The sequence below is a fragment of the Archangium primigenium genome, assembly GCF_016904885.1.
GTDB lineage: Bacteria > Myxococcota > Myxococcia > Myxococcales > Myxococcaceae > Cystobacter > Cystobacter primigenius.
Genome location: NZ_JADWYI010000001.1, coordinates 4,352,908 through 4,373,154, shown reverse-complemented (window position 1 = coordinate 4,373,154; position 20,247 = coordinate 4,352,908). Strand labels below are relative to the sequence as shown.

Below are 20,247 nucleotides of genomic sequence, written 5' to 3'. Positions count from 1 at the left end.
GGAGACGACATCCACCTCAAGGCGCGCATTTTCAGAGAAATGACCAAAGGCACCAAACAGCCGGGCCATAAACACGCATCGAAGTGACATATTTGCTCTCCGGTTCGCGAGTACGCATCAAGACCGACAGCCCCTGCTTGGGGTATCATGCCCTCATTTTCGCGAGTGCACGTAACGCTTGAGGATTTCCTCGGTTCAACTGGATCGTAATCCCTTGAAACCACAGGGATTCGCCAGAGCAAGGGGAGCGTTCATGTCCTGTTGTTACAACCGATTTGGATCTACCTCGAGGATGATAGTAATCTACCCAGCGGTACCAGAAGAAAAGGGGGAAGCCCATGTCCGATGACGTGACCAGATATGCAAGGATGAGTAGACTCAACTCCTGGGAAGTGTATCGAGTCCGCACGAAGACAAGTATTTATACGGTCGGACTTCATGAACACGAGGGACGCAAATTCGCTGTCATGCGTGGTGAGTCAAAGAATCTGGGCGGGAAAATCGATGTAAGAGATTCAGACCCCAGGATTGATGGGCGCTCTCTCTTTTCTCTTCCTCCTTCAATGTGGATTGGCAAGAGCCTAGAGATTGGAACCATTGCAACGTCCCGCATTGTTGAAGTCAGTGAAGAACAAGACAAAGACATCATCACAAGCGTCACTCGCGTGACTGCCATAGCGCCTGCGTCTGAACACGAGCCAGAAAAAAGCAAAAAGCCAGCCCCAGAATCTGAATACAAAGAGCCACCCTATCCTGAAAATTATGTTCGGGAGGCACAGATTGCCGCATATCTTTTGCGCAAAGCCTACAATGAGCGGCGTTTGATCGAGGACCTTGAGCGAGACCCGGAGCAACTGGAACGATTCAAAGTAGCACTCGCGGATGTGGCGTTGATGCTACGAGCACTTGGCGGAAAGATGGGTTGATCACGTCCCCTTCCCGCACGAATTCGGCATCACCCGTTAGCAGGCGCTGGGGTTGGACGACGGATGAGGCCCGCTCGGTCCAGGAGTTCGCGCACCCGCGCGCACAAGGCGACATGCTCGGGATTGCTGGCGGTCAGGGGCTCGGGCGAGAGCACGAGCAGCCAGCCCGACTCACCCACCGGCTCGATGCGCACGGGCGCGGGCAGGGGCGGCAGGCGTCCCAGTCGGCGAGACAGGTAGGTCAGCCAGCCCACCCGGACCTCGAAGTCTGACTTCTCCAATTGCTCCACCAGCTCCGAGGAGCTGGCCATGGCGAAGTCTGGGTCCCACGCCGTCACCATGGTGGTGAGGATGTCGGCGGGCACGGGCGCCGTCAGGAGCCGCTCGCGGAAGGGGCTCGCGCGTGTCGGCTTGAGCAGACAGGAATTCGGGCTTCCCCAAGGGGAGTACCCTCCACACGTCAGATGAAGGAAGGAGGCATCCTTCTTTGCATTCCAGAGAATCTGGCCAAAGCCCAGCCGTTCAATGACCGCATGGCTGGCATCGCCGCGGATCCTGCTCTTCAGAAACAGTTCCTCCAATGCCTTCACATCCAGGTCGACGGGGTGGCCTGGCAGACCGCGTGGAACACCGCGTCCCCCGAAGTACCACCGCGACAAGAACGGGTCACATCGCGCCAGCGTTTGAAGGAAGGCTTCCGCGCGGCGCGCACAGTCCAGCGCGCTCTCCTCGCGAGGACCCCAGTAGGCCCCCAGGTAATAATCCTCGAGCATGGGTGTGTTATCGGGTGGGCGGAGCATGACGAACGGTGGTGTTGGACAATCCACGCCTCTTGAATTCCAGGCGGAGAAACTCCGCGACCTTGGCATCCGCGACATACCACGTCAGCGGAAGGCCGATGCGTCTCGCGGTCTCGGACTGAGCGCGTGCCTGGTCCATCATCTCCTTGAACTTGCCGGAGTTCGTGTACCAGTACTTGGGCGTCCCGTCCGCGTTGAAGAAGGCGCAGTAGCCCGGGCCCTTGGCTTCCAAGAGCTCCGCGCCCAGGAGGCCATCGAACTCCACCTCCCCCACCATGTAGACCCACCACGCGGGCCGTCCCGTCACCTGCTCCTGGTATTCCAGCGAGTCCCTCGAGCGGGTCGTGGGTTTCTTGTACGTCCATTTGCCGGGCACCTTCGCCGGAGCGCTCTCGCCCGGCGTCCCATCCCCCGGACTACCGCTTCCGTCCGCGTGTCCTCGTCCACGCCCCGCCATGTGGAGCACGGAGGGCAGGCCCACGGCGCCGGTCGCCCCTTGCACCGCCAGGCCTTCCGCCCAAACCAATTCGCCCCTGGCCGTGAGCGTCACGCCGGCCCCCCATCCGCCCAGGCGGCCCATCGTGGCCTCGGCCCCTCCGAACAGCAGCACCACGTGCGTGGACAGGCGCGCCGCCTCGCGAATCTGGTCCTCCCGGGACATGCCGCCGTAGCGCGCGAAGTACTCGGGCGAGGAGGCGATGAGTACTGCCAAGGCGGTGGGCAACTGCGCCAGGTCTTCCAGGGTGCGGATGGGATGGAGCACGGATTGGCCCAAGGCCACCGTCATCTCCCCCAGCGCCTCCCCCGCCCCATCGAGCGCGGCGGTGAGCCAGTCTCGGCCCAGGCCCAGTTCGCCCAGCGGCGGCCCGTCCCCGCGGCGCAGGGCGCGGGTCACCGGGAAGAAGACACCACCGCGCGAGAAGTAGAACTCGCCCACCACCAGCTGGCCCACGCGCCACTCGCGCTCCACCAGGCGCAAGGAGCCCAAACGCTGTACAGGCGTGCCCGTGAGTGCCGTCACCAGGTAGCCATCGGGCCGAACCACCACCAGCGGCCCGAAGCGCTCGGCGCGCCAGACCAGGTCGCTGTACTCCACGCGCTCACCGCCGGCCCCCACCTCGCTCAACAGCCAGGACAACACCCGGCGCGGAGCGAAGCTCTTCCGCGTCACGGGGGTTCGGACCAGTTGCGCCAGCACGCCTTTCGCCTGTGCGGGCGACAGGGTCGCGCCCGCCAGGTGCCGGGCTTCCGCCTCGAGTCCACCCGCCTCCTGCACACGCTGGAAGACATCCTCACCGTCCCAGTCCGCGACGGCCCCGCTCGGCGGTCCGACATCACCGCGCCCGGCGGAACGAGCGGGCGGACTCCCTCCACGCGTCAGACTCTCGCCCATCTTGACCGTGGCGCACCCGCTCAGCAGCAGGACCCCGAGCAGTGCCCACGGGATTCGAATGGATCGGATGAACACGCTTCGCCTCGTTTCGAGGAACGCCCTTGTCAGGACCGAACAGGCTCCCGCGTCCTGCTACGGTGAGCGGTGCCGCTCGCGGGACTGTGATGCGACTTCCGAACCGAGCCTTTGGAGCTTGACTAGCTGGTCGTGTCCGCCTTCCCCGAGCGGCGCTTCTCCTCTCGTGAGGTGCATGGACATGGATGGGGCGGTGTCGCGCGCGGAGCAGGTCGCCCGGGAAGACCTGGTGATGTTCATCAACGCCTGCTTCTCGTGTACCGGCCAGCGCGAGTTCTACAACGACGCGCGCGGCCAATCCGTCTCCATCGACTTCCTGCACGCCTACATCCTCGGCAACTACCGCCGCCTCTACGCGCGCACGCTCGCCGCGGGCATCAACCATTTCAACCAGGCGCAGATCGTCCTCAACCTGCTGGCCACCGGAAAGCAGACACCCGCCGAGGATCGGCGCGAGGAGGGCGCGCTCATCGCCGCCACCCTGCGCGCCCTCCCCCCCCAGCGCGCCTTCCGCGTCCTGGAGACCCTGCGCGAGCGCCGCGTGAACAACCGCCGCACGCGCGCCATCGTCCGGCAATTCCTGGCGGGCCGCTCGGGGCTGGAGTTCGATGCCATCAAGTATCGCGCCAAGCTGCGCGCCACCGTGGCCCACGCCCACCTGAAGCTGCCCGGCGAGCTCAATCCCTTTCTCTTCCATGGCTGGAAGAAGCGCGTGTTCACCACGCCTCTTCTGGAAACCTTCCGCCGGGCCCACTTCGATCAGCGCGCCGTCTTCGAGCTGCCCTTCACCGTCGCCGAGGGGCTCGCCCACACGCTGCGGATTCCCCGCGAGGAGTTCCTGCGCCGCATCGAGCCGCGGCTGACCGCGGGCGAGCGGCTGCGCTTACAGGACGCGGCCACGCGCGCCGAGGAGCACCTCGCCATCGACCTCGGCCAGGCGCCGCTCACCAAGCTGGCGCTCTACGTGCTCTCGCTCGACGGGGAGACCCGGCGGGCGCGGCGCGACGAGCTGCACGCCGCGCTGGAGCGGGCCGCCGCGCGCACCCTGCGCCGGGCCTCCGTGTCCCTGGGCCGGGTGGCGGCGGTGCTCGACAACAGCTACTCGTCCTCGGGCTCCGCCGAGAAGCATCGTCGGCCCCTGGGCGTGGCGCTCGGAGCGCACTACCTGCTCGCCGCCTCGGCCCGCGAGTACCGGGCCTTCTGGACGTCTCCGCCCGAGGAGCCCCTGCTGGTGCACGCGCGCGGGCAGACCGACCTGGCCACGCCCCTGCTCGATGCCCTGGAGTGGATGCCGGACCTCGTCGTCGTGGTGTCCGATGGCTATGACAATGATCCGCCCAACGCCGTGGCCGAGGTGACACGCGTGTTCCGCACGAAGCTGGACCCCGCGCGCCGCACCACGATCATCCACACCAACCCCGTGTTCGCCTCCGAGCACCTCGCGCCCCGGACGCTCGGCGCCCGGGTGCCCACCGTGGGCGTGCGCGACGCGGAGGACCTGCCCACGGTGCTCGGCTTCGCGCGCTTCGCGGAGGGCGCCGTGCCCCTGGCGGAGCTCGAGACCTACCTCGCCGCGCGGGTGCGGCGCCTGCTGGAGGGCACGCCGTGAAGCCGTCCGACGCGCATGTGCTGCGGCTCCTGCCCACGGGCCTGCGGCTCGCGCCCTCGCAGGTCTGGGGCACCCTGCGGCTGGTCCCCATCCTGCGCGACACCGTGCGCGAGGACCTGCGCTTCCACCGACGCGCCTACGACGACGCCCTGTCCGTGGTGCGCGTGGACGGCCGGCCCGCGTCCGGGCGGGGCCCGCACTACATCTCCTACGTGCCCCATGGCCTGGTGATGGACTGGGACGATCGGGGCGCGGCGGTGACGCTCGGCACGCAACTGGACGCGCCCGAGGGCTCGGTGCTCGCCCGCCGGGGGCCGTTCACCGTGCGGCTGCTGCACCGCATGGCGCGCCGGGAGGACAAGAACCGCCTGCGCCTCCTGCCCCTGCACCTGGCCATGGAGGGCTTCCTGTCCCTGCACTTCGGGGGGCCGGACATCGCCTGGCGCGAGTACTCCCAGGACGCGCTGCGCCACGGCCTCGCGCCGCGCATCGAGGGCTCGGTCCCGGGCGGCGCCCTGCCCGCCTTCGCCGAGGCCCTGCGCATCTTCGAGCTGCACGCGCGGCAGGTGGGCGTGCTCATCTTCCAGGCGGACCTGCTGTTGTCCGTCACGCTCGTGTCCCACCCGGACGACTACCGGCGGCTGCACCGCGCCCTGGTGGAGGACTTCTACGGGGAGCTGATGCTCCAGTACGGCTACCTCGGCCAGGTGCCCCCGCTGGGCCTGGACGTGGACGAGCAAGAGATTGGCTCGGTGCCGGAGCTGCGGGCCGCCATCACCCGCATGCGCGAGCACTGGGCCGACTTCCAGGGCTTCATGGCGGGCGGGCTCTGGGGCGCGGAGGTCCACGCGCGCACCGTCTACCAGGCCGGGCCCTTCCAATTGCGGCGCTTCATCACCTCGCTGCGGCCCTCCGAGGAGAACCACCTGGGCGAGTGCATCCAGCGCGACGACGGCACGCTCGAGTACCTCAAGACGTACCGGCTGTCCTCGGCGCAGACGAAGCGGGCGTACCTGCTGCAACAGCTCTCAGCGGGTGACTGGGAGCTGGAGCGCACGGCGGCCCGGCTGAAGACGACACGCGAGGAGTTGGCGCTGCGGCTGGAGAACGCGGGCTTTGGCCACCTGCTCCGGCCGCACGTGCTCGACGCGGCGAGGCGTCAGCGCAAGTCCTCGCGCTGACGCCCGGCGTCGGGCTCAGGCCTTGGGCGTCTGCTGCTCGGAGGCGGTCGCCTTGGGCGAGGCCACGAACGCATCCAGCTTGCTGGAGATGCGGTCCAGCTCGCGGTTGAGCGCGTCCACCTGGGACTGGCTCGCCACGCCGCCCACCACCTTCACCATACGGCCGCGCAGGTCCGTCAGGCGCAGGCGGACCTCACCGCCCGCCGAGGTGGCCCGCTCCCGCAGGGTCTGCACGGCGGGCAGCTCGCGGCCGCGCGACACCCACGTGGTGAGCGTCTTCTGCGCCTCCTCCTCGAGGAGGATGATCTGCCGCTGGGCCTGCTCCAGCCGACCCTTCACGAAGGTGGCCACCTGGCCCGCCGTCTCGCTCACCACGGTCTCGGCCTTGGCCGCCTCGGCCTTGGCCACCTCGGCCGCCTCGGCCACCTTCTCCGACGCCTTCTGGGCCACGCTCTCCACCGTCTCCGCCGCCCGCTCGGCCACCGCCTCGGCGCGCGCCGTCACCTCGGCCACCTTCTCGGCCACCTTGCCCGCGGCCGTCTCCGCCACGGCCTCCACGCGCCCGGTCGCCTCGGCCACCTTCTCGGCCACCTTGCTCGCGGTCGTCTCCGCCGCGGTCTCCACGCGCTCGGCCGCCTCGGCCACCTGGCCCGCGGCCTTCTGCGCCACGGCCTCCACGCGCTCGGCCGCCGCGCCTACCGTCTCCGCCGCCTTCTGGGCCGCACCTTCCACCGCCTCCACCGCCGGGCTCTGGGCCTCGTGGTACGGGCAGCCGGGGGTCGCGGTCTCCTGCGCGGTCTGGGTCGTCGCCTCGTGGTGCTTGTTCTTGTTCTTCGCCATGGTCGTCGGGCCTCCTGGGTTGGCTGCACGCAGAGGTAACGCATCGCGTCAGCCCCGTCAACCCCTCATGACACACCGCGTGAAAATGGGGCCGCGACGAGTCTCGGGCGAGCGGCCATGCTAGCGCCTTCCCGACCACCCCTGACGAGGAGACATCCTTCCCCATGCGACCGCTGTTCCTCACTGGCGCGAGCCTCGCCGTGCTCGCTTGCGCCGCCTGCGCGACGACCGCCCAGGAGCTCCGAGACCCTCCTCACCCCGCTCCGCACATGACCGCGACCTCGACGCCGTCCCCCTCCCCCCTGCTGGCCCCCTGGACCGGTCCCCACGGAGGGGTGCCGCCCTTCGATCGCATCCGGGCCGACGAGTTCCCCGCCGCGCTGGAGGCGTCCATCGAGGCGTACCGGCGCGACCTGGCGGCGATCGCCGACAACCCGGAGCCGCCCACCTTCGAGAACACGCTCGCGGCGTTCGAGGACGCGGGGCGCGCCTACGACAACGTGGGCACGCTCTACGGCATCTGGGCGAGCTCGCTCAACGGGCCCGAGTTCCAGCCCATCGAGCGCGCCCTGGCGCCGCGCTTCGCCGCCGTGTCGGATGAGATCTACCAGAACGAGAAGCTCTTCCGGCGCATCGAGGCCGTCTACCAGTCGCCGGACCAGGCGAAGCGGACGCCCGAGCAGCAGCGGCTCGCCTGGCACCACTACACGCGCTTCGTGCGCTCGGGGGCCCGGCTGGACGCGGGGGCCAAGAAGCGCCTGGTGGACATCAACCAGCGCCTGGCCTCGCTCTTCACGCAGTTCGGCCAGAACGTGCTCGCCGACGAGGAGGGACAGGTGGTGTGGCTCACCACGGAGGCGGAGCTGGACGGGCTGCCCGAGTCGGTGCGCGCGGGCGCCGCGGCGGCGGCCGAGGCCCGGGGCCAGGCCGGCAAGTGGGCCGTCACCAACACGCGCTCGTCCATGGAGCCCTTCCTCACCTACTCCAAGCGGCGCGAGCTGCGCGAGAAGGTGTGGCGCAACTACGTGAACCGCGGCGACAACGGCGGGGCGCACGACAACAACGCCATCATCACGGAGATCCTCCAGCTGCGCGCCGAGCGGGCGAAGCTCCTGGGCTACGCGACGCACGCCCACTGGCGGCTGGAGAACAGCATGGCGGGCACGCCCGAGCGCGCCCTGACCCTGATGGAGGCGGTGTGGACGCCCGCGGTGGCGCGCGTGCGCGAGGAGGTGGCCGACATGCAGGCCATCGCCAACAAGGAGAGCGCGAAGGGCGCGAAGCTCACCATCGAGCCGTGGGACTACCGCTACTACGCGGAGAAGGTGCGCAAGGCGAAGTACGACCTGGACGAGAACGAGGTGAAGCCCTACCTGCAGCTGGAGAAGCTGCGCGAGGGCATGTTCTGGGTGGCCGGGGAGCTGTTCGGCTTCACCTTCACGCCGGTGACGGACGTGGCGGTGTTCCACCCGGACGTGCGGGTGTGGCAGGTGAAGGACAAGGCGAGCGGCGCGCACGTGGGCCTGTGGTACTTCGATCCGTACGCCCGCCCGGGCAAGCGCTCGGGGGCGTGGATGAACGCGTACCGGGCCCAGGAGAACTTCCGGGGCGAGGTGCCGACGATCGTCTCCAACAACTCCAACTTCGTGAAGGGCAAGCCCGGCGAGCCCGTGCTCATCAGCTGGAGCGACGCGCAGACGCTGTTCCACGAGTTCGGCCACGCCCTGCACGGGCTGAGCTCGCGGGTGCACTACCCCGGGCTGTCCGGTACGGCGGTGGTGCGTGACTACGTGGAGTTCCCCTCGCAGCTGCTCGAGCACTGGCTGAGCACGCCCGAGGTGCTCAACACCTACGCCCTGCACGCCCAGACGGGCAAGCCCATCCCCGCCGCGCTCATCCAGAAGCTGGAGAAGGCGGCGACGTTCAACCAGGGCTTCGGCACGGTGGAGTACCTGTCCAGCGCGCTCATCGACATGAAGCTGCACCTGGCGGGAGCGCAGAAGATCGATCCGGACGCGTTCGAGCGCGACACGTTGAAGGCGCTCGGCATGCCCAAGGAGATCGTCATGCGGCACCGCACGCCGCAGTTCGGGCACGTGTTCGCGGGCGACGGGTACTCGGCGGGCTACTACAGCTACCTGTGGGCGGACACGCTCACGGCGGACGCCTACGAGGCCTTCACCGAGGCCAAGGGCCCGTATGACACGAGCGTGGCCGGGCGGCTCAAGACGCACGTCTTCCAGGTGGGCAACACGGTGGACCCCGCCGAGGGCTACCGCGCCTTCCGGGGCAAGGACGCGGGCATCGACGCGCTGATGCGCAAGCGCGGCTTCCCCGTGCCGGGCACGAAGAAGAACTGAGGGCACGCGGCCCACCGGGAGGCGACGGCGTGGGGGACCCAGCACCCCCACCACTCGCCTCCCGCCTCAGCCCGTCCCCTTGAAGACATGCTCGCGGTGGTAGCGCAGGTAGCTGGGGTGAGGCCACCACTCCTGACGCGAGGGCCGCCGCAGAGGACGCTGGGATTGGACCAGCCCGCTCATCGCCTCAGGCAGCCCGCTGCGCGCCACCAGCAGGCGGTGCTCCTCATCCACCGAGATGAGGCCTCGATCGAAGAGCCAATGCACCGTGCCCGTGAGCGCGAGGCCGTTGCGCACGGAGTCCGGTCCCTCCCGCGCCACGGGTTGGATGTGCGCGGCCTGGACCTCGGGACGGCCCCCTCCGTTGATGAGCCGCAATCCCGTGACCGCGCAGGTATTGTCATAGGCCTCGCGCACGTGCCGACGGAAGGCGTCGTCCCGGAAGGGCCGCGTGATGGTGACGAGCGGCCGCGTCGTGTAGACGATGGGCGGCTCCGCGACGCCCACCGCGGTGTTCTCCCAGGGCTCGAGTTCCCGCGTGAATCCCGCCCGGACAATGGCATCGAATTCGGCGTCGCTCAGCTCACGGACGGAACGGCCAAAAGCTCCCTTGTTCGTACTGCCATCCGCCTTCCTCAATCCCGATTCGTAATAGTGCGCCCCCTCACTGAAGCGCACTGGGCGATCGAACTCGAGGAAGCCCGTGACATGGGCATAGAAATGCCCAGGCTTCGCGTCATCTGGCACCACGTCCCGCACCTGCGCGATGGCGAAGTAAGCCTGACGCCCCGAGGAACTGGTGGGCCCTTTGATGCGCCGAGGTTCATAGTAGAGAACCCAGTCCCCCACGGCGGCTTGCGCCTGACGCAGGTACGTCCGTGGGAAGTGGTAGCGCACCTCGGGCTGGTCGTCGTACGCGGAGCTTTCCGAGGTCGTGAAGATCGCCTTCGCCATGTGCCTTTTGAATTGGAAGGACAGCCGCGCGCCAGGCTAGCGCCACGACCTGGTGGGATGCACGCGGGACCGACCGTGTATCCACCCCGGCGGGTCGTCTTTCCGTCCTACGCGCGGCGCCAACGCACCGCGAGCAGGGCCAGGGACATGACGCTCCCCGCCCCGGCCATGGCGAGCAGGGGGCGCTTCAACTTCTCACTCAGCGCTTCCAGCACCCCCGCGGTCACGTCCCGTGACATCCGGCGCATGGCGCCGTCGTTTTTCGGCGCCTCCCGCCAGGCGCTCATCAGCGCGCCGCTCGCGCCACGAACCGTCGCGGCGGCGGTCCGTTCGGCCAGGGACTCCAGCGCCGAGCCCAGCGCGTCGATGGACTCCGGAGGACTGGAGGCCAGTTCCTCGCGGATGCCCGCGGCCATGCCCCGACCCATCTCGCGCCCCGCCCGGTGGAGCAGTCCCGCGAGTTGTTCCTCGTCCTCCTGGAGCTTGGACTGGATGCCCGTGACGAGCCCTCGGCCCGTCATCGCCGCCACCTCCGAGCCCAGCGGCGCCATCACGCGCAGGTCCTCGGCGAACCGGGGCACCGACGTGTGCAGGCGCTCCACCGCCGCGTCCACGATGGCCTCGGTGATGGCATGGGCCCGCTCGCGTGGCGTGCGAATCTCCTCGGAGCGCGAGTGGGCGAAGTCGATGACGCCGTCGAGCAGCAGGTTGAGCCGCTGGACGAAGCCATGCAGGGGCATGCCGCCGTCCTGCCACTCGGCCTCCAGCACCTCCAACATGCCCTGCATCGCCGAGGCCGCCAGGGTCCGCGTGGCCTCGCTGGGGTCGACCTCCTCGCGCTCGGCCGCCTCGTGCACCAGCCGCCCCAACACGGTCAGCGCATCCTGGACGATGGCGCGCAGCTGGCCGTCAATCTCCGGCGCTTCCTCCCGCAGGCCGTCCGCCGCGCCTCGTACCAGGCCGCTCGCGGCCTCTTGAACCACCACGCGTTCGAGCGACAGGGCGAGATGCCGCAACAGCTCCACGGGTCCGAGGCGCGATTCCTTCGGCATCCACCCACCCGCCTTCCCGGCGACCGCGCGCCGCATGGCAGAAAATGCGTCTTCCCTCAAATTGAGACATGCACGCGGACCGGGCAAGCAACCCCCCCTCACGGCGGCTCGGGCTCGCTCGCCTGCGGACTCCGAGCCGAGGCAAGCCGCGCCTGCCCCGTGGGGCACAGGTCCAGCACGACGCAGCGCGTGCACGCCGGCGAGCGGAAGAAGCAGCAGCGCTGGCCGTGCAGCATCAGCACCTCGTGGTTGTCGTAGACGCGCTGCGCATCCCAGTCCTTGGGCAGCTGCGCCTCCAGCAACGCATGGGCGGGGCCCACGGGCACGTTCTCGGAGATGAGGCCCAGCCGCGCGGCGACCCGGTGGTGGTGGCTGTCCACGGGCAGCGCCGGCATGCGCAGGTCGCTGAAGAGCAGCGTCGCGGCGCTCGTCTTCGGACCCACGCCGGGTAGGGACTCCAGCCAGTCGCGGGCCTCGCGCACGGGCAGCGTCTTGAGGAAGTCCAGGGACAGCGCCCCGTCACGCAGCACGGTGATCCGCTGGAGCACCTGCTGGATGCGCGGCGCCTTCTGCTCGGGCCAGGTGACCGCGGAGATGCAGTCCTGGACCTCGGCGCACGGCGCGTCCCGCACGGCCTCCCACGTGGGAAAGCGCGTCCGGAGCTGACGGAAGGCCGCCCCGCTGGACGCGTTGCGTGTGCGGTGGCTCAACAGCGAGGACACCAATTCGCTGAGCGCGTCGTGCGAGTGGAAGAACGCGATGGGACAGCCGTACTCAGTGCACAGGCGCTCGTGGATGCGCAGCGCCTTGGCGGCGAGTTCGGACAGCAGGTCGGGAAGCAACGGAAGAGATGACATGCGCGGGGCTGACCTCCAAAGTCACCCTTCCAGTCTTCGCATCCCTTCCCCCTCCCGTTAGCCCCAGGTCTCCACCTCCCCGAGCGAGCGGGCCGCCGAGCCCCTTCCTGTCCGCGTGAAGTCCCACCGTCCTCTCGCGCCTTCCTATAATGTCCGCCGCCGCTCTCCCGCCCATGCTGCGCCGGCTCCTTCCCACCCTCCTCGCCCTTGGCTGTGGCCTGCTCGCCCTGTTCTGGGGGCTGTGGAGCCTCCAGCGCCTCTTCATCCAGGAGCGGGCGGACGCACGGGCCCAGCTGCGCATCAGCCGCGAGGCGCTCGAGGAGTACGCCACCCAGTCCCTGCGCCATACCCTCGGCCGCCAGTTGGAGACCGACCTGCCCGCCATCCACGCCGCCATGGGCGATCCGCTGGCGCCCGGCGAGGGCTACTTCCTGCGCTTCCGCGAGCTGCAGTTCCTCCCGCGCGCCACCCGCCCCGTCGAGGGCGCGAGCACCCCCGCCCGGCGGCACTACCGCGCCCTCGTCGAGGCCCTCGACACGGGGACGAGCCCGGACGCGGCCTGGGGCGAGCGGCTCACCCGGCTGCGCGAGGCCCGAGCCGCGCTCGACAAGAATCCGGCCCGCGCCGAGACCCTGGCCACGGAGCTCTTGCGCTACCACGCCGAGCACCCGCTGCCCCTGGAGCGCGAGCTGCCCTTCCTGCTCGTGCTGCTCGAGCGGCTCGCGCACGGCCCGACGACGCCCACCCTCGTGCGCGCGCTCTTGCGCGAGGGCCTGCCCGAGGACTTCGGCGGCATCGCGCGCTCAGCGGGCCTGCAGCGCGACCTGTTGCGCTCACGCTCCCGCCTCACCGCGCCCGACTTCGAGTTCCTCCGGGCGCACACCACGCGGGTGAGCGCCATGCTTGGCGAGCCCTTCGAGGACTTCCTCGCCCGCGCGCGCGAGGCCGACGCCGGCATGCTCGTGCTGCCCGGCGCCATCGTGGGCCCCACGCTCTACGGCGAGCGCTGGTACGTGGAGCCGCGCGAGGACGTGGTGCGGGGCATCGCGGTGGACCTGGACGCGCTGCTCGACGCGCTCTCCCAGGAGCTGCGCGCCAAGGGGCACTTCGGCGTGGAGGGCCGGGTATGGCTCAAGACTCCCGACGCCATGCTCCCCCTGGAGGACCTGCGGCTCGGGGTGTCCGTGCCCCAGTGGACCCGGGCCGAGGAGGCCATCGAGGAGCGCTATGGCCTCAAGACGCTGTTGGTCGGCACCTGTGGCCTGCTCGCGGTGGCCATCGGGGTGATGGCGGTGGTGGCCCAGCGCGGGCGCTACCGCTACATCGAGCTCAAGAGCGACTTCGTGGCCACGGTGTCCCACGAGCTGCGCACGCCCCTGGCCTCCATCCGCCTGATGGCCGAGACGCTGGAGCGCAAGCTCGCCCAGGCGCCTCCCGAGACGCGCGCCTACCCCGAGCGCATCGTCCAGGCGGCCGACGGCCTCGGCTTCCTCGTGGAGAACATCCTGTCCTTCAACCGCATCGACAAGGGCCGCTGGACGCTGCGGCGCAGCCCCGTGCGGTGGGAGGAGCTGGCGAGCATGCTGCGCGCGGACCTCCAGGACGGCGGCGGCGCGGTGCCGGTGCACTTCACCTCGGACACGGGGGACGCGCGGGTGGACGCGGATCCGGCGCTCCTGCGGCTGCTGCTCGCCAACCTCGTGCGCAACGCCCGCGCCTACAACCGCCGCTCTCCGGTGGAGCTGCGCCTGCGCGCCTACGCGTCCCAGGGCGAGGGCCAGGACGTGGTGGTGTTCTTCGAGGACAACGGCATCGGCATCCCCGAGGGCGAGTGGGAGAACGTCTTCCACGATTTCTACCGCCTGGACGCCGAGGGCTCGCTGGCGCACGGCAGTGGCCTCGGCCTGGCGCTGTGCCGCAAGATCATGGCCCTGCATGGGGGCCGCATCAGCATCGAGACGTCCGGCCCCCAGGGCACCACCTTCTGCCTGCGCTTTCCCCCCTCGCCCGCCCCATGAACCCTCCCTCCATCCTCATCGTCGAGGACGACGCCAACCTGCGCCTGGCCCTGGCCGACAACCTGCGCGACGAGGGCTACGAGGTGGCCGTGGCCACCCACGCCCGCGAGGCCGAGCCGCTCCTGGCCGCGCGCGCGTTCGATCTGCTCCTGCTCGACGTGATGCTCCCGGGCGAGGACGGCTATGCCTTCTGCCGGCGGCTGCGCGCCCAGGGCGTGCGCTCCATGGTGATGATGCTGACGGCGCGCTCGCTGGAGGACGACGTCGTGCGGGGCTTCGAGGCGGGGGCGCAGGACTACCTCACCAAGCCCTACCGGCTGCGCGAGCTGCTCGCGCGGGTGGGGGCGCTCGTGCGCCGGGGCGGCGGCGCCCCGCCCCAGGTGTTCGCCTTCGCGGGCTTCCAGATGGACCTGGCCCGGCGGCTGCTCACCCGGGCGGACGGCGCGGGGGTCGAGCTGACGCGCACCGAGTTCGACCTGCTCGCCTTCCTGCTCAAGCACCGCGACCGCGCCCTCACCCGGGGGGAGATCCTCGACGCCGTGTGGGGCCAGGACGTGGTGGTGGATCCCCGGACGGTGGACAACTTCGTGTCCAACCTCAAGCGCAAGCTCGGCTGGACGAGCGCCTCCGCCTTCACCATCCACACCCTCCGGGGGGTGGGCTACCGCCTGGAATTGGAGTCCATGACGAAACCATGACGGAGAGATGGAGGGCCCAAGGCCACCGGTGGGAGGCGACTCTCTAGGTTGTGAGAGGTCAGCCACGGAGGCATCTCACGTGTTCCAGTCCGTCATCCATCCCTCGGGAGTGAGCAGCGTCGGCCGGTTCAGCACCGGCGTCTGGGTTTCCTTGTTCCTTCATGCCGGGGTGTTCGGCGCGCTGGTGGGCGTGTCCCACCAGAAGCCCGCGGACAAGCCCGTGGAGCGGGAGGTCAAGCTCTTCCAGCGGCTGCCGCCCAGGGGGACGCCCACGCCGCCGACGCCCCAGATCGCCCAGCCCCCCGCCCAGCCCAAGCCGAAGCCCAAGCCCCGGCGCGAGCTCGTCCAGCCTCGGGAGGTCAAGCCCCTGCCGCCGGTGGAGCCCAAGCCCGTCGAGCCCGAGCCCGTGCCCGAGGTGGATCCGTCCCTGCCCTACATCCCGGGCAGCCACCCGGACGGGGATCCCAACGCCAAGGCGGACCCCGACATGCCGTTCATCGGGGAGATCCTCCCGAGCAGCGCGCCAGCGGGCACGGGCGAGGACGTGGTGCCGTTCGGTCCGGGCATGACGCCGCCCAAGCTCGTGTCCACGGGCGTGCCGCTCGCCTACACCGACAACGCGCTGAGGGCTCGGGTGCAGGGGGTGGTGGTGGTCCGCTGCGTCATCACCCGCGTGGGCGACGTGGAGAACTGCCGGGTCATCAAGGGCCAGCCCTTCATGGACGAGGCGGTGGTCGACTCCCTGACGAGTCGCCGCTACGCGCCGCTGACCTTCCGGGGACAGCCCGTCAACGTGAGCTACACCTTCAACGTGAACCTGCGCCTGCCGTGAGCCGCGGGGGGCTTCAGCCCTGGGGCGTGCCGTCGCGCCGCGGGGCCTCGGGCAGCCGGAAGGAGACGTCCAGGGCTTCCTGGCTGGAGTGGGGCGCCACGGGGGCCACCGGCCGCACCGTCACCGGCACGGAGATGACACGCTGGTTGCCCGTGTAGTCCGCCGCGCGGACGTACAGCGCGTGGCGCCCGCCGGGCAGGCTCGAGGTGTCGTGCAGGCCCGTGTAGAGCGTCGTGCCGCTCTTGTGGAGCAGCGGCGTCCAGGCCCCCGTGGTGGAGTCGAGTTGGTACTCCACCCGCCGCACCCCCGAGCCCGTGGGGCCGTCGTTCACCTGGACGGCGATCTGCAGCAGTCCGGGGGCCTCCGTGCCCGGGGCGGACTCGAGCACCGAGAGCCGCGGCGCCGAGGAGTACAGGCCCAGGGCGGCCGCCATGAGGTGGGCACCTACCAGGGTCAGCACGCCCAACGAGGGCGCCCAAGTCGTCCAAACCGCGGGCCTGACGTTCCGGGAAGTGGTGGTTGCCATGACTGCCCGATAAAGCCAGAAGCGTGCCGAGCCCCGGACGTTCCATCCTCCCCGAGGGGTCGTTTCCTTCCCCTCCTCCCTTTCTTCCGGGAAAACAGGAGGTTACCCCGTCTCTCCGGGTTCAAGGCCTTTCCTCCCGCCGCCCCCTAGGCGTCTCCCCTCCCGGAAACCGGGAACTTCTTACAGCGCGGCCAGTCGACGCCCGGGAAGGATTTTCCGCGACCCGGGTCCGCCCGGACTAACGAAGGCTCACGGTGACTCGGGTCAGCACCGTCCACGACAGACGGCGCCCGGGCGCCTCGATGGGCGGTCGCTCGTAGCGCAGCAGGTAGCCGGCGGTGCTGAATGCCAGGAAGTCCGTGGCCCACCAGCGCGCCGCCACGGCCCCGCCGCTCGCGCCTCCGGCCTGGACGTCCGCCGCGCCCAGGCCCAGCGACAGCCGCTCCACCCGCCCGGCCACCTCCACGGCGCCGCCGTTCCATCCGCCCCCGGGACCGATGGCGGGACCCCGGGGCCAGGGCCGCTCCTGCCGCAGGCCCCGCAGCATCCAGGACACCTCCAGCGCGGCGCCCTGGGCGCGAATCGTGGGCAGGGGCTCGCGCGGCGTGAGGGGATTGCCGTCCGTGTCGCGCGAACGCCGCTCCCACGCCACGCCGCCCTCGGCCGTCACCTGCAGGGGGCCGTGCCAGAACACCGCGTGCGCCTCGCTCACCAACCGCCCGCCCGACACCGGCACCGGCCGGTAGAAGAGGAAGCCCGTGGCCGTGGTGCCGCTGATGCCGCCGCGATCGAAGGCCTGCTCCGCATGGGCGCCCGCCCCCACGCGCAGGCCCCAGGGCGTGTCCGGGGCCGCGCCACGCGCCGCGCCCCCCAGCAGCGCGTCCACCCGGGCGTCCACCGCGGGCGCGGTGTTGTCATTGCCCAGCGGACTGCGCGAGCCATTGCCCACGCGCAGCCACGTCTCCACCGGCAGGTGCCAGGGCGCCCAGCGCAGCTCGAGCCCCAGGTCCCGCCACGGCCAGAGCGCCCGCACGGGCAGGGACAGCTCCGGAATGGGCAGCGACTCCACGCCGGGCTCCTTCGCCGAGGCGAACAGGGGCGTCTTGCCGTAGCCCAGCCGCACCCAGACGGTGTCGGTGGGCGTGAAGACGACGAGCGCGTCGATGAGCGCGGGCTTCTCCCCCGCCCACTCCACGCTGCCCACCGCGTGCAGCCAGGGCCTCGGCCGGGCGCTCACGCCCACCCGGAAGCGGCCCAGGGAAAAGCCCGTCTCGCCCTCCACCGCGGCGGACGTCACCCGGTAGTCCAGCTCGCCCACCAGCAGCGGCCGGAACCACGGCTCGTCCTCGGCCGCGATGGCCCGGCCCGACCCGAGCGCCAGCACCGCCCCCACGACGCCCCACCCCCACCCCGCGAGCGCGCGCCTCATTCGACGGGGACGATCTGGAGGAAGTGCGTGGTGCCGTTGGACGTGTCGCCGTCGTGGTCCGCGAGGAACAGCCGCCGGTTGTCCGCGTCGAACGCCAGACCGCGCGGCTGCTGGAAGCCCGAGGCCAGCACGCGGATGTCCCCCGAGGGGTTGATGCGGAACACCTGGCCGTGGCGGCTGCCGGTGAGCAGCGCGCCGTCGGGGCCCAGCGCGAGCAGGTCCGGGTTGGGCAGCGTCGCGTAGGTGGTGTAGTCCTGGGGCGAGGCCAGCGGGGCTCGGTACACCTTGCCGGCGAGCTGGTCGCTCACGAAGAGCGCATCGCCCACGGCGAGCACCCCCACGGGCTTCTGCAGCGCGCCGATGACCTCCTGCTCGGTGCCCTCCAGGGTGAGCCGCGCCACCGAGCCCACGTTCACGTTGTTGCGGCGCACGAAAGAGGCGACGTAGAGCTGCCCGTCCTGGGCGAGCGTCAGGCCGATGCGCCGACGCTCCGGATCGAGCCCCGGCACGATGCCCGAGGTGCCATCGGGCCGCACGAAGACGACGTCGCCCGCCTTGCCCCCGCCAAAGCGCACCACGACGAGGGTGCCGTCCGGCAGGCGCACGAGGTCGCCCAGGCCCGCGCCATCCGGGGGCGCCGGCGGCAGGTTCGCCACGAGCGACACGCCCTCCGCGTCGGTCCAGCGCAGGACGCGGTTGTTCTGGTCATCCGCGAGGTAGAGCGTCTTCGAGGCGGCGTCCCAGCGCAGGCCGTTGGCGTCGGCGTCCAGGGCGATGGCCTTGGGACCCCGCTCGATGGCGGCGCCCTCCGGGGGGATGGGGTTCTCACAAGCGCAGACGACGAGCGCGAGCGCGAGCGCGAGCGCGATGGCACGCATGGGCGGGCTCCAGGGGACAGGGGGTGGAGCGCGGCACTCTGCCATCCCGATTGTTCCCTTTGGTTGAAAATTGTAGAAAGCGGTGACCATGGCATCCCCCGCTTCGACCGAGGCCCTGCTCACCACCCACGAGGTGGCGGCGCTGCTGCGCGTGCATCCCAAGCACGTCTACCGGCTGCTCAAACGGGGCCTGCCGGCGCGCCGGGCCGGGGGCAAGTGGCTCTTTCCCCGAGACGAGGTGCTGCGCTGGGCCGAGCGCGCCCCGGGCGCCGCGTCCGCGTCCTCCCCCGCGCCTGCCCCCGAGTCGGCTCCGCCCGCCCCGCTGCTCGCCGCGAATGGCGATCTCGCCGTGGAGGCGCTCCTGTCCGAGTGCTCGGCCCAGGGCCACCCGCTCGTCGGCTTCGTGCTCGCGGATCGCACGCGGGCCCTGGCGCTGGTGGAGTCGGGACAGGTGCTCGCCGCCGGGTGGCACGGGACGCTGCCCGCCCAGCACCGGCGCCTGACGCGGCTGCACCTCGTGCACCGCGAGGTGGGGCTCGTCGCGCCTCCGGGCCGCGCGCCGCCGGTGCTCGAGCGGCTGCCCCGGGCGCGCCTGGCGAGCCGTCCCCCCACCGCGGGCGTGCGCCACCACCTGGACGAGGCCCTGCGGGGCGTGGGGTTGGAGCCCGAGGCCGTGCACCGCCGCGCGACCCTGCTGGCGTCGCACCGGGACGTGGCGTGCGCGGTGGCCCGGGGCGAGGCGGACGTGGGCCTGGCCTCGCGCGCCTGGGCCTCGCGGCTCGGCCTGTCCTTCCGCGCGCTCGGCCACGAGGACTACGGACTCGTCATCCCCACGGAGCGGCTCGGCGAGCCCACCGTGGTGGGGTTGTGTGAAACCGCGCAGGGCGCCGCCTACCGGCGCTCGCTCCGGGGCATCCCCGGCTATGAGCCGGGCGACACCGGCCACCTCCAGCTCCTCGCGGCGCGCGCCGCCGGGGCCTCCTCGGCATCCACCCAGAGGAAGTCATCTCCATGAATCCCATCGTGAAGGGCGCGGTGCTCGTGGGCGCGCTGCTCGTCGTGGGCGCGGGCGTCGTGACGGGCCTGCGCGGGACGCCCCCCGCCGAGGCGCGGCCCCCGTTGACCATCGCCGCGGCGTCGGACCTCAAGTTCGCGCTGGACGAGCTGCTCCAGGACTTCCGGGCGAAGAACCCCGGCGCCGACGTGCGGGTCACCTATGGCTCCTCGGGCAACTTCCTGGCGCAGCTGTCCCAGGGCGCGCCCTTCGATGTCTTCCTGTCCGCGGACGTGACGTACCCGCGCGAGCTCGTCCAACAAGGGCTCGTGGAGGGCGACGTGTTCCTCTACGGCGTGGGCCGGCTGGTGGTGTGGGTGCCCGAGGGCTCGCCGCTGCCGGTGGACACCCAGGGGCTCGAGGCCCTGCGGAGCCCGGCCGCGCGGCGCATCGCCATCGCCAACCCCCAGCACGCCCCCTACGGCCGCGCCGCCCAGGCCGCGCTCGAGAGCCAGGGCCTCTTGCCCGAGCTCCAGGAGCGCCTGGTGCTCGGCGAGAACATCGCGCAGACCGCCCAGTTCGTGCAGAGCGGCAACGCGGACGCGGGGCTCATCGCGCTGGCGCTGGCGCTCGCGCCGGCCATGAAGAAGGCGGGCCACTACGTGGAGGTGCCCCTGGGGGCCTACCCCCGGATGGAGCAGGGCGGCGCGCTGCTCAAGACGGCGAAGGATCCCGCCCTGGCGCGGCGATTCCGTGACACGCTGCTCGGGGCCGAGGGCAAGGCCCTGTTGCGCCGCTACGGCTTCTTCCTGCCCGGGGAGTGAG

At 70.7% G+C, this 20,247-nt stretch carries 18 protein-coding genes; 9 read left to right on the top strand and 9 right to left on the bottom strand.

Translation table 11 applies throughout. From position 1 onward, the window contains the following. Nucleotides 1-338: 338 nt before the first annotated feature. The gene (locus I3V78_RS18195; protein WP_204489739.1) at nt 339-926 is read left to right on the top strand and encodes a hypothetical protein; all 588 of its coding nucleotides are present in this window, start codon (nt 339-341) and stop codon (nt 924-926) included. Between the two features lie 29 nt (nt 927-955). Here I3V78_RS18195 and I3V78_RS40165 read toward each other — a convergent pair whose 3' ends face one another. Both I3V78_RS40165 and I3V78_RS18185 read right to left on the bottom strand, forming a co-directional pair. After that, the gene (locus I3V78_RS40165; RefSeq protein WP_204489738.1) at nt 956-1,699 is read right to left on the bottom strand and encodes an Imm52 family immunity protein; all 744 of its coding nucleotides are present in this window, start codon (nt 1,697-1,699) and stop codon (nt 956-958) included. Nucleotides 1,700-1,706: 7 nt separating this feature from the next. Next, nucleotides 1,707-3,002 carry a Tox-REase-5 domain-containing protein gene (locus tag I3V78_RS18185; protein WP_338023647.1) on the bottom strand — a complete coding sequence of 432 codons (1,296 nt, stop codon included), beginning with the start codon at nt 3,000-3,002 and terminating at the stop codon, nt 1,707-1,709. A gap of 373 nt (nt 3,003-3,375) precedes the next feature. On the opposite strand from I3V78_RS18185, the gene I3V78_RS18180 reads away from it, so the two are divergent. Then, nucleotides 3,376-4,803, top strand: coding sequence for a hypothetical protein (locus I3V78_RS18180; RefSeq protein ID WP_204496691.1), 1,428 nt, complete (start codon nt 3,376-3,378; stop codon nt 4,801-4,803). Then, nucleotides 4,800-5,984, top strand: a complete 1,185-nt coding sequence (locus I3V78_RS18175) for an ARPP-2 domain-containing protein (RefSeq protein ID WP_204489737.1) — start codon at nt 4,800-4,802, stop codon at nt 5,982-5,984. Before I3V78_RS18180 ends, I3V78_RS18175 begins: the two co-directional genes overlap by 4 nt. Before the next feature lie 15 nt (nt 5,985-5,999). Here I3V78_RS18175 and I3V78_RS18170 read toward each other — a convergent pair whose 3' ends face one another. Continuing rightward, a complete protein-coding gene (locus I3V78_RS18170; protein WP_204489736.1) occupies nt 6,000-6,824 on the bottom strand; it encodes a hypothetical protein in 825 nt (274 codons plus the stop codon). Nucleotides 6,825-6,988: 164 nt separating this feature from the next. Between I3V78_RS18170 and I3V78_RS18165 the strand changes: the two genes are divergently transcribed. Next, nucleotides 6,989-9,184, top strand: coding sequence for a M3 family metallopeptidase (locus I3V78_RS18165; protein ID WP_204489735.1), 2,196 nt, complete (start codon nt 6,989-6,991; stop codon nt 9,182-9,184). Between the two features lie 66 nt (nt 9,185-9,250). On the opposite strand, the gene I3V78_RS18160 is transcribed toward I3V78_RS18165, so the two are convergent. The 3 genes from I3V78_RS18160 to I3V78_RS18150 form a co-directional block, all read right to left on the bottom strand. Beyond that, complete coding sequence (locus tag I3V78_RS18160; RefSeq protein ID WP_204489734.1) at nt 9,251-10,138, bottom strand: HNH endonuclease; 888 nt, start codon at nt 10,136-10,138, stop codon at nt 9,251-9,253. A 107-nt stretch (nt 10,139-10,245) separates the two neighbouring features. After that, nucleotides 10,246-11,190 (bottom strand): hypothetical protein, encoded by a 945-nt coding sequence (locus I3V78_RS18155; RefSeq protein ID WP_204489733.1) that lies wholly within the window; start codon nt 11,188-11,190, stop codon nt 10,246-10,248. A 98-nt stretch (nt 11,191-11,288) separates the two neighbouring features. Continuing rightward, entirely contained in the window at nt 11,289-12,047 is a 759-nt protein-coding gene (locus I3V78_RS18150) for an endonuclease III domain-containing protein (protein WP_204489732.1), read from the bottom strand. 173 nt (nt 12,048-12,220) lie between these two features. Between I3V78_RS18150 and I3V78_RS18145 the strand changes: the two genes are divergently transcribed. From I3V78_RS18145 to I3V78_RS40160, 3 genes are all read left to right on the top strand, one after another. Next, the gene (locus tag I3V78_RS18145; protein ID WP_204496690.1) at nt 12,221-14,065 is read left to right on the top strand and encodes a sensor histidine kinase; all 1,845 of its coding nucleotides are present in this window, start codon (nt 12,221-12,223) and stop codon (nt 14,063-14,065) included. After that, nucleotides 14,062-14,763, top strand: coding sequence for a response regulator transcription factor (locus I3V78_RS18140; protein ID WP_204489731.1), 702 nt, complete (start codon nt 14,062-14,064; stop codon nt 14,761-14,763). The genes I3V78_RS18145 and I3V78_RS18140 overlap by 4 nt, the downstream gene beginning before the upstream one ends. A 79-nt stretch (nt 14,764-14,842) precedes the next feature. Then, nucleotides 14,843-15,595, top strand: coding sequence for a TonB family protein (locus I3V78_RS40160; RefSeq protein WP_204489730.1), 753 nt, complete (start codon nt 14,843-14,845; stop codon nt 15,593-15,595). 13 nt (nt 15,596-15,608) lie between these two features. Here I3V78_RS40160 and I3V78_RS18130 read toward each other — a convergent pair whose 3' ends face one another. The 3 genes from I3V78_RS18130 to I3V78_RS18120 form a co-directional block, all read right to left on the bottom strand. After that, nucleotides 15,609-16,028: a hypothetical protein gene (locus I3V78_RS18130; protein WP_204489729.1), complete on the bottom strand. Its 420-nt coding sequence runs from the start codon at nt 16,026-16,028 to the stop codon at nt 15,609-15,611. A gap of 331 nt (nt 16,029-16,359) precedes the next feature. Continuing rightward, nucleotides 16,360-17,550: a hypothetical protein gene (locus I3V78_RS18125; RefSeq protein WP_239576475.1), complete on the bottom strand. Its 1,191-nt coding sequence runs from the start codon at nt 17,548-17,550 to the stop codon at nt 16,360-16,362. Continuing rightward, nucleotides 17,547-18,428, bottom strand: coding sequence for an SMP-30/gluconolactonase/LRE family protein (locus tag I3V78_RS18120; protein WP_204489728.1), 882 nt, complete (start codon nt 18,426-18,428; stop codon nt 17,547-17,549). The genes I3V78_RS18125 and I3V78_RS18120 overlap by 4 nt, the downstream gene beginning before the upstream one ends. 88 nt (nt 18,429-18,516) lie before the next feature. Between I3V78_RS18120 and I3V78_RS18115 the strand changes: the two genes are divergently transcribed. Together I3V78_RS18115 and modA are read left to right on the top strand one after the other, a co-directional pair. Beyond that, on the top strand, nt 18,517-19,443 hold the full coding sequence (locus I3V78_RS18115; protein WP_204489727.1) for a helix-turn-helix transcriptional regulator: 927 nt from the start codon (nt 18,517-18,519) through the stop codon (nt 19,441-19,443). Then, nucleotides 19,440-20,246, top strand: a complete 807-nt coding sequence (modA, locus tag I3V78_RS18110; RefSeq protein ID WP_204489726.1) for a molybdate ABC transporter substrate-binding protein — start codon at nt 19,440-19,442, stop codon at nt 20,244-20,246. Before I3V78_RS18115 ends, modA begins: the two co-directional genes overlap by 4 nt. Nucleotide 20,247 lies beyond the last annotated feature (1 nt).

Excerpts from the sequence above, each read along its gene's own strand:
- I3V78_RS18195 (WP_204489739.1), top strand. The coding sequence starts at position 339 with ATGTCCGATGACGTGACCAGATATGCAAGGATGAGTAGACTCAACTCC.
- I3V78_RS40165 (WP_204489738.1), bottom strand. The coding sequence starts at position 1,699 with ATGCTCGAGGATTATTACCTGGGGGCCTACTGGGGTCCTCGCGAGGAG.
- I3V78_RS18180 (WP_204496691.1), top strand. The coding sequence starts at position 3,376 with ATGGATGGGGCGGTGTCGCGCGCGGAGCAGGTCGCCCGGGAAGACCTG.
- I3V78_RS18170 (WP_204489736.1), bottom strand. The coding sequence starts at position 6,824 with ATGGCGAAGAACAAGAACAAGCACCACGAGGCGACGACCCAGACCGCG.
- I3V78_RS18165 (WP_204489735.1), top strand. The coding sequence starts at position 6,989 with ATGCGACCGCTGTTCCTCACTGGCGCGAGCCTCGCCGTGCTCGCTTGC.
- I3V78_RS18160 (WP_204489734.1), bottom strand. The coding sequence starts at position 10,138 with ATGGCGAAGGCGATCTTCACGACCTCGGAAAGCTCCGCGTACGACGAC.
- I3V78_RS18155 (WP_204489733.1), bottom strand. The coding sequence starts at position 11,190 with ATGCCGAAGGAATCGCGCCTCGGACCCGTGGAGCTGTTGCGGCATCTC.
- I3V78_RS18150 (WP_204489732.1), bottom strand. The coding sequence starts at position 12,047 with ATGTCATCTCTTCCGTTGCTTCCCGACCTGCTGTCCGAACTCGCCGCC.
- I3V78_RS18145 (WP_204496690.1), top strand. The coding sequence starts at position 12,221 with ATGCTGCGCCGGCTCCTTCCCACCCTCCTCGCCCTTGGCTGTGGCCTG.
- I3V78_RS18140 (WP_204489731.1), top strand. The coding sequence starts at position 14,062 with ATGAACCCTCCCTCCATCCTCATCGTCGAGGACGACGCCAACCTGCGC.
- I3V78_RS18130 (WP_204489729.1), bottom strand. The coding sequence starts at position 16,028 with ATGGCGGCCGCCCTGGGCCTGTACTCCTCGGCGCCGCGGCTCTCGGTG.
- I3V78_RS18125 (WP_239576475.1), bottom strand. The coding sequence starts at position 17,550 with ATGAGGCGCGCGCTCGCGGGGTGGGGGTGGGGCGTCGTGGGGGCGGTG.
- I3V78_RS18120 (WP_204489728.1), bottom strand. The coding sequence starts at position 18,428 with ATGCGTGCCATCGCGCTCGCGCTCGCGCTCGCGCTCGTCGTCTGCGCT.
- I3V78_RS18115 (WP_204489727.1), top strand. The coding sequence starts at position 18,517 with ATGGCATCCCCCGCTTCGACCGAGGCCCTGCTCACCACCCACGAGGTG.
- modA (WP_204489726.1), top strand. The coding sequence starts at position 19,440 with ATGAATCCCATCGTGAAGGGCGCGGTGCTCGTGGGCGCGCTGCTCGTC.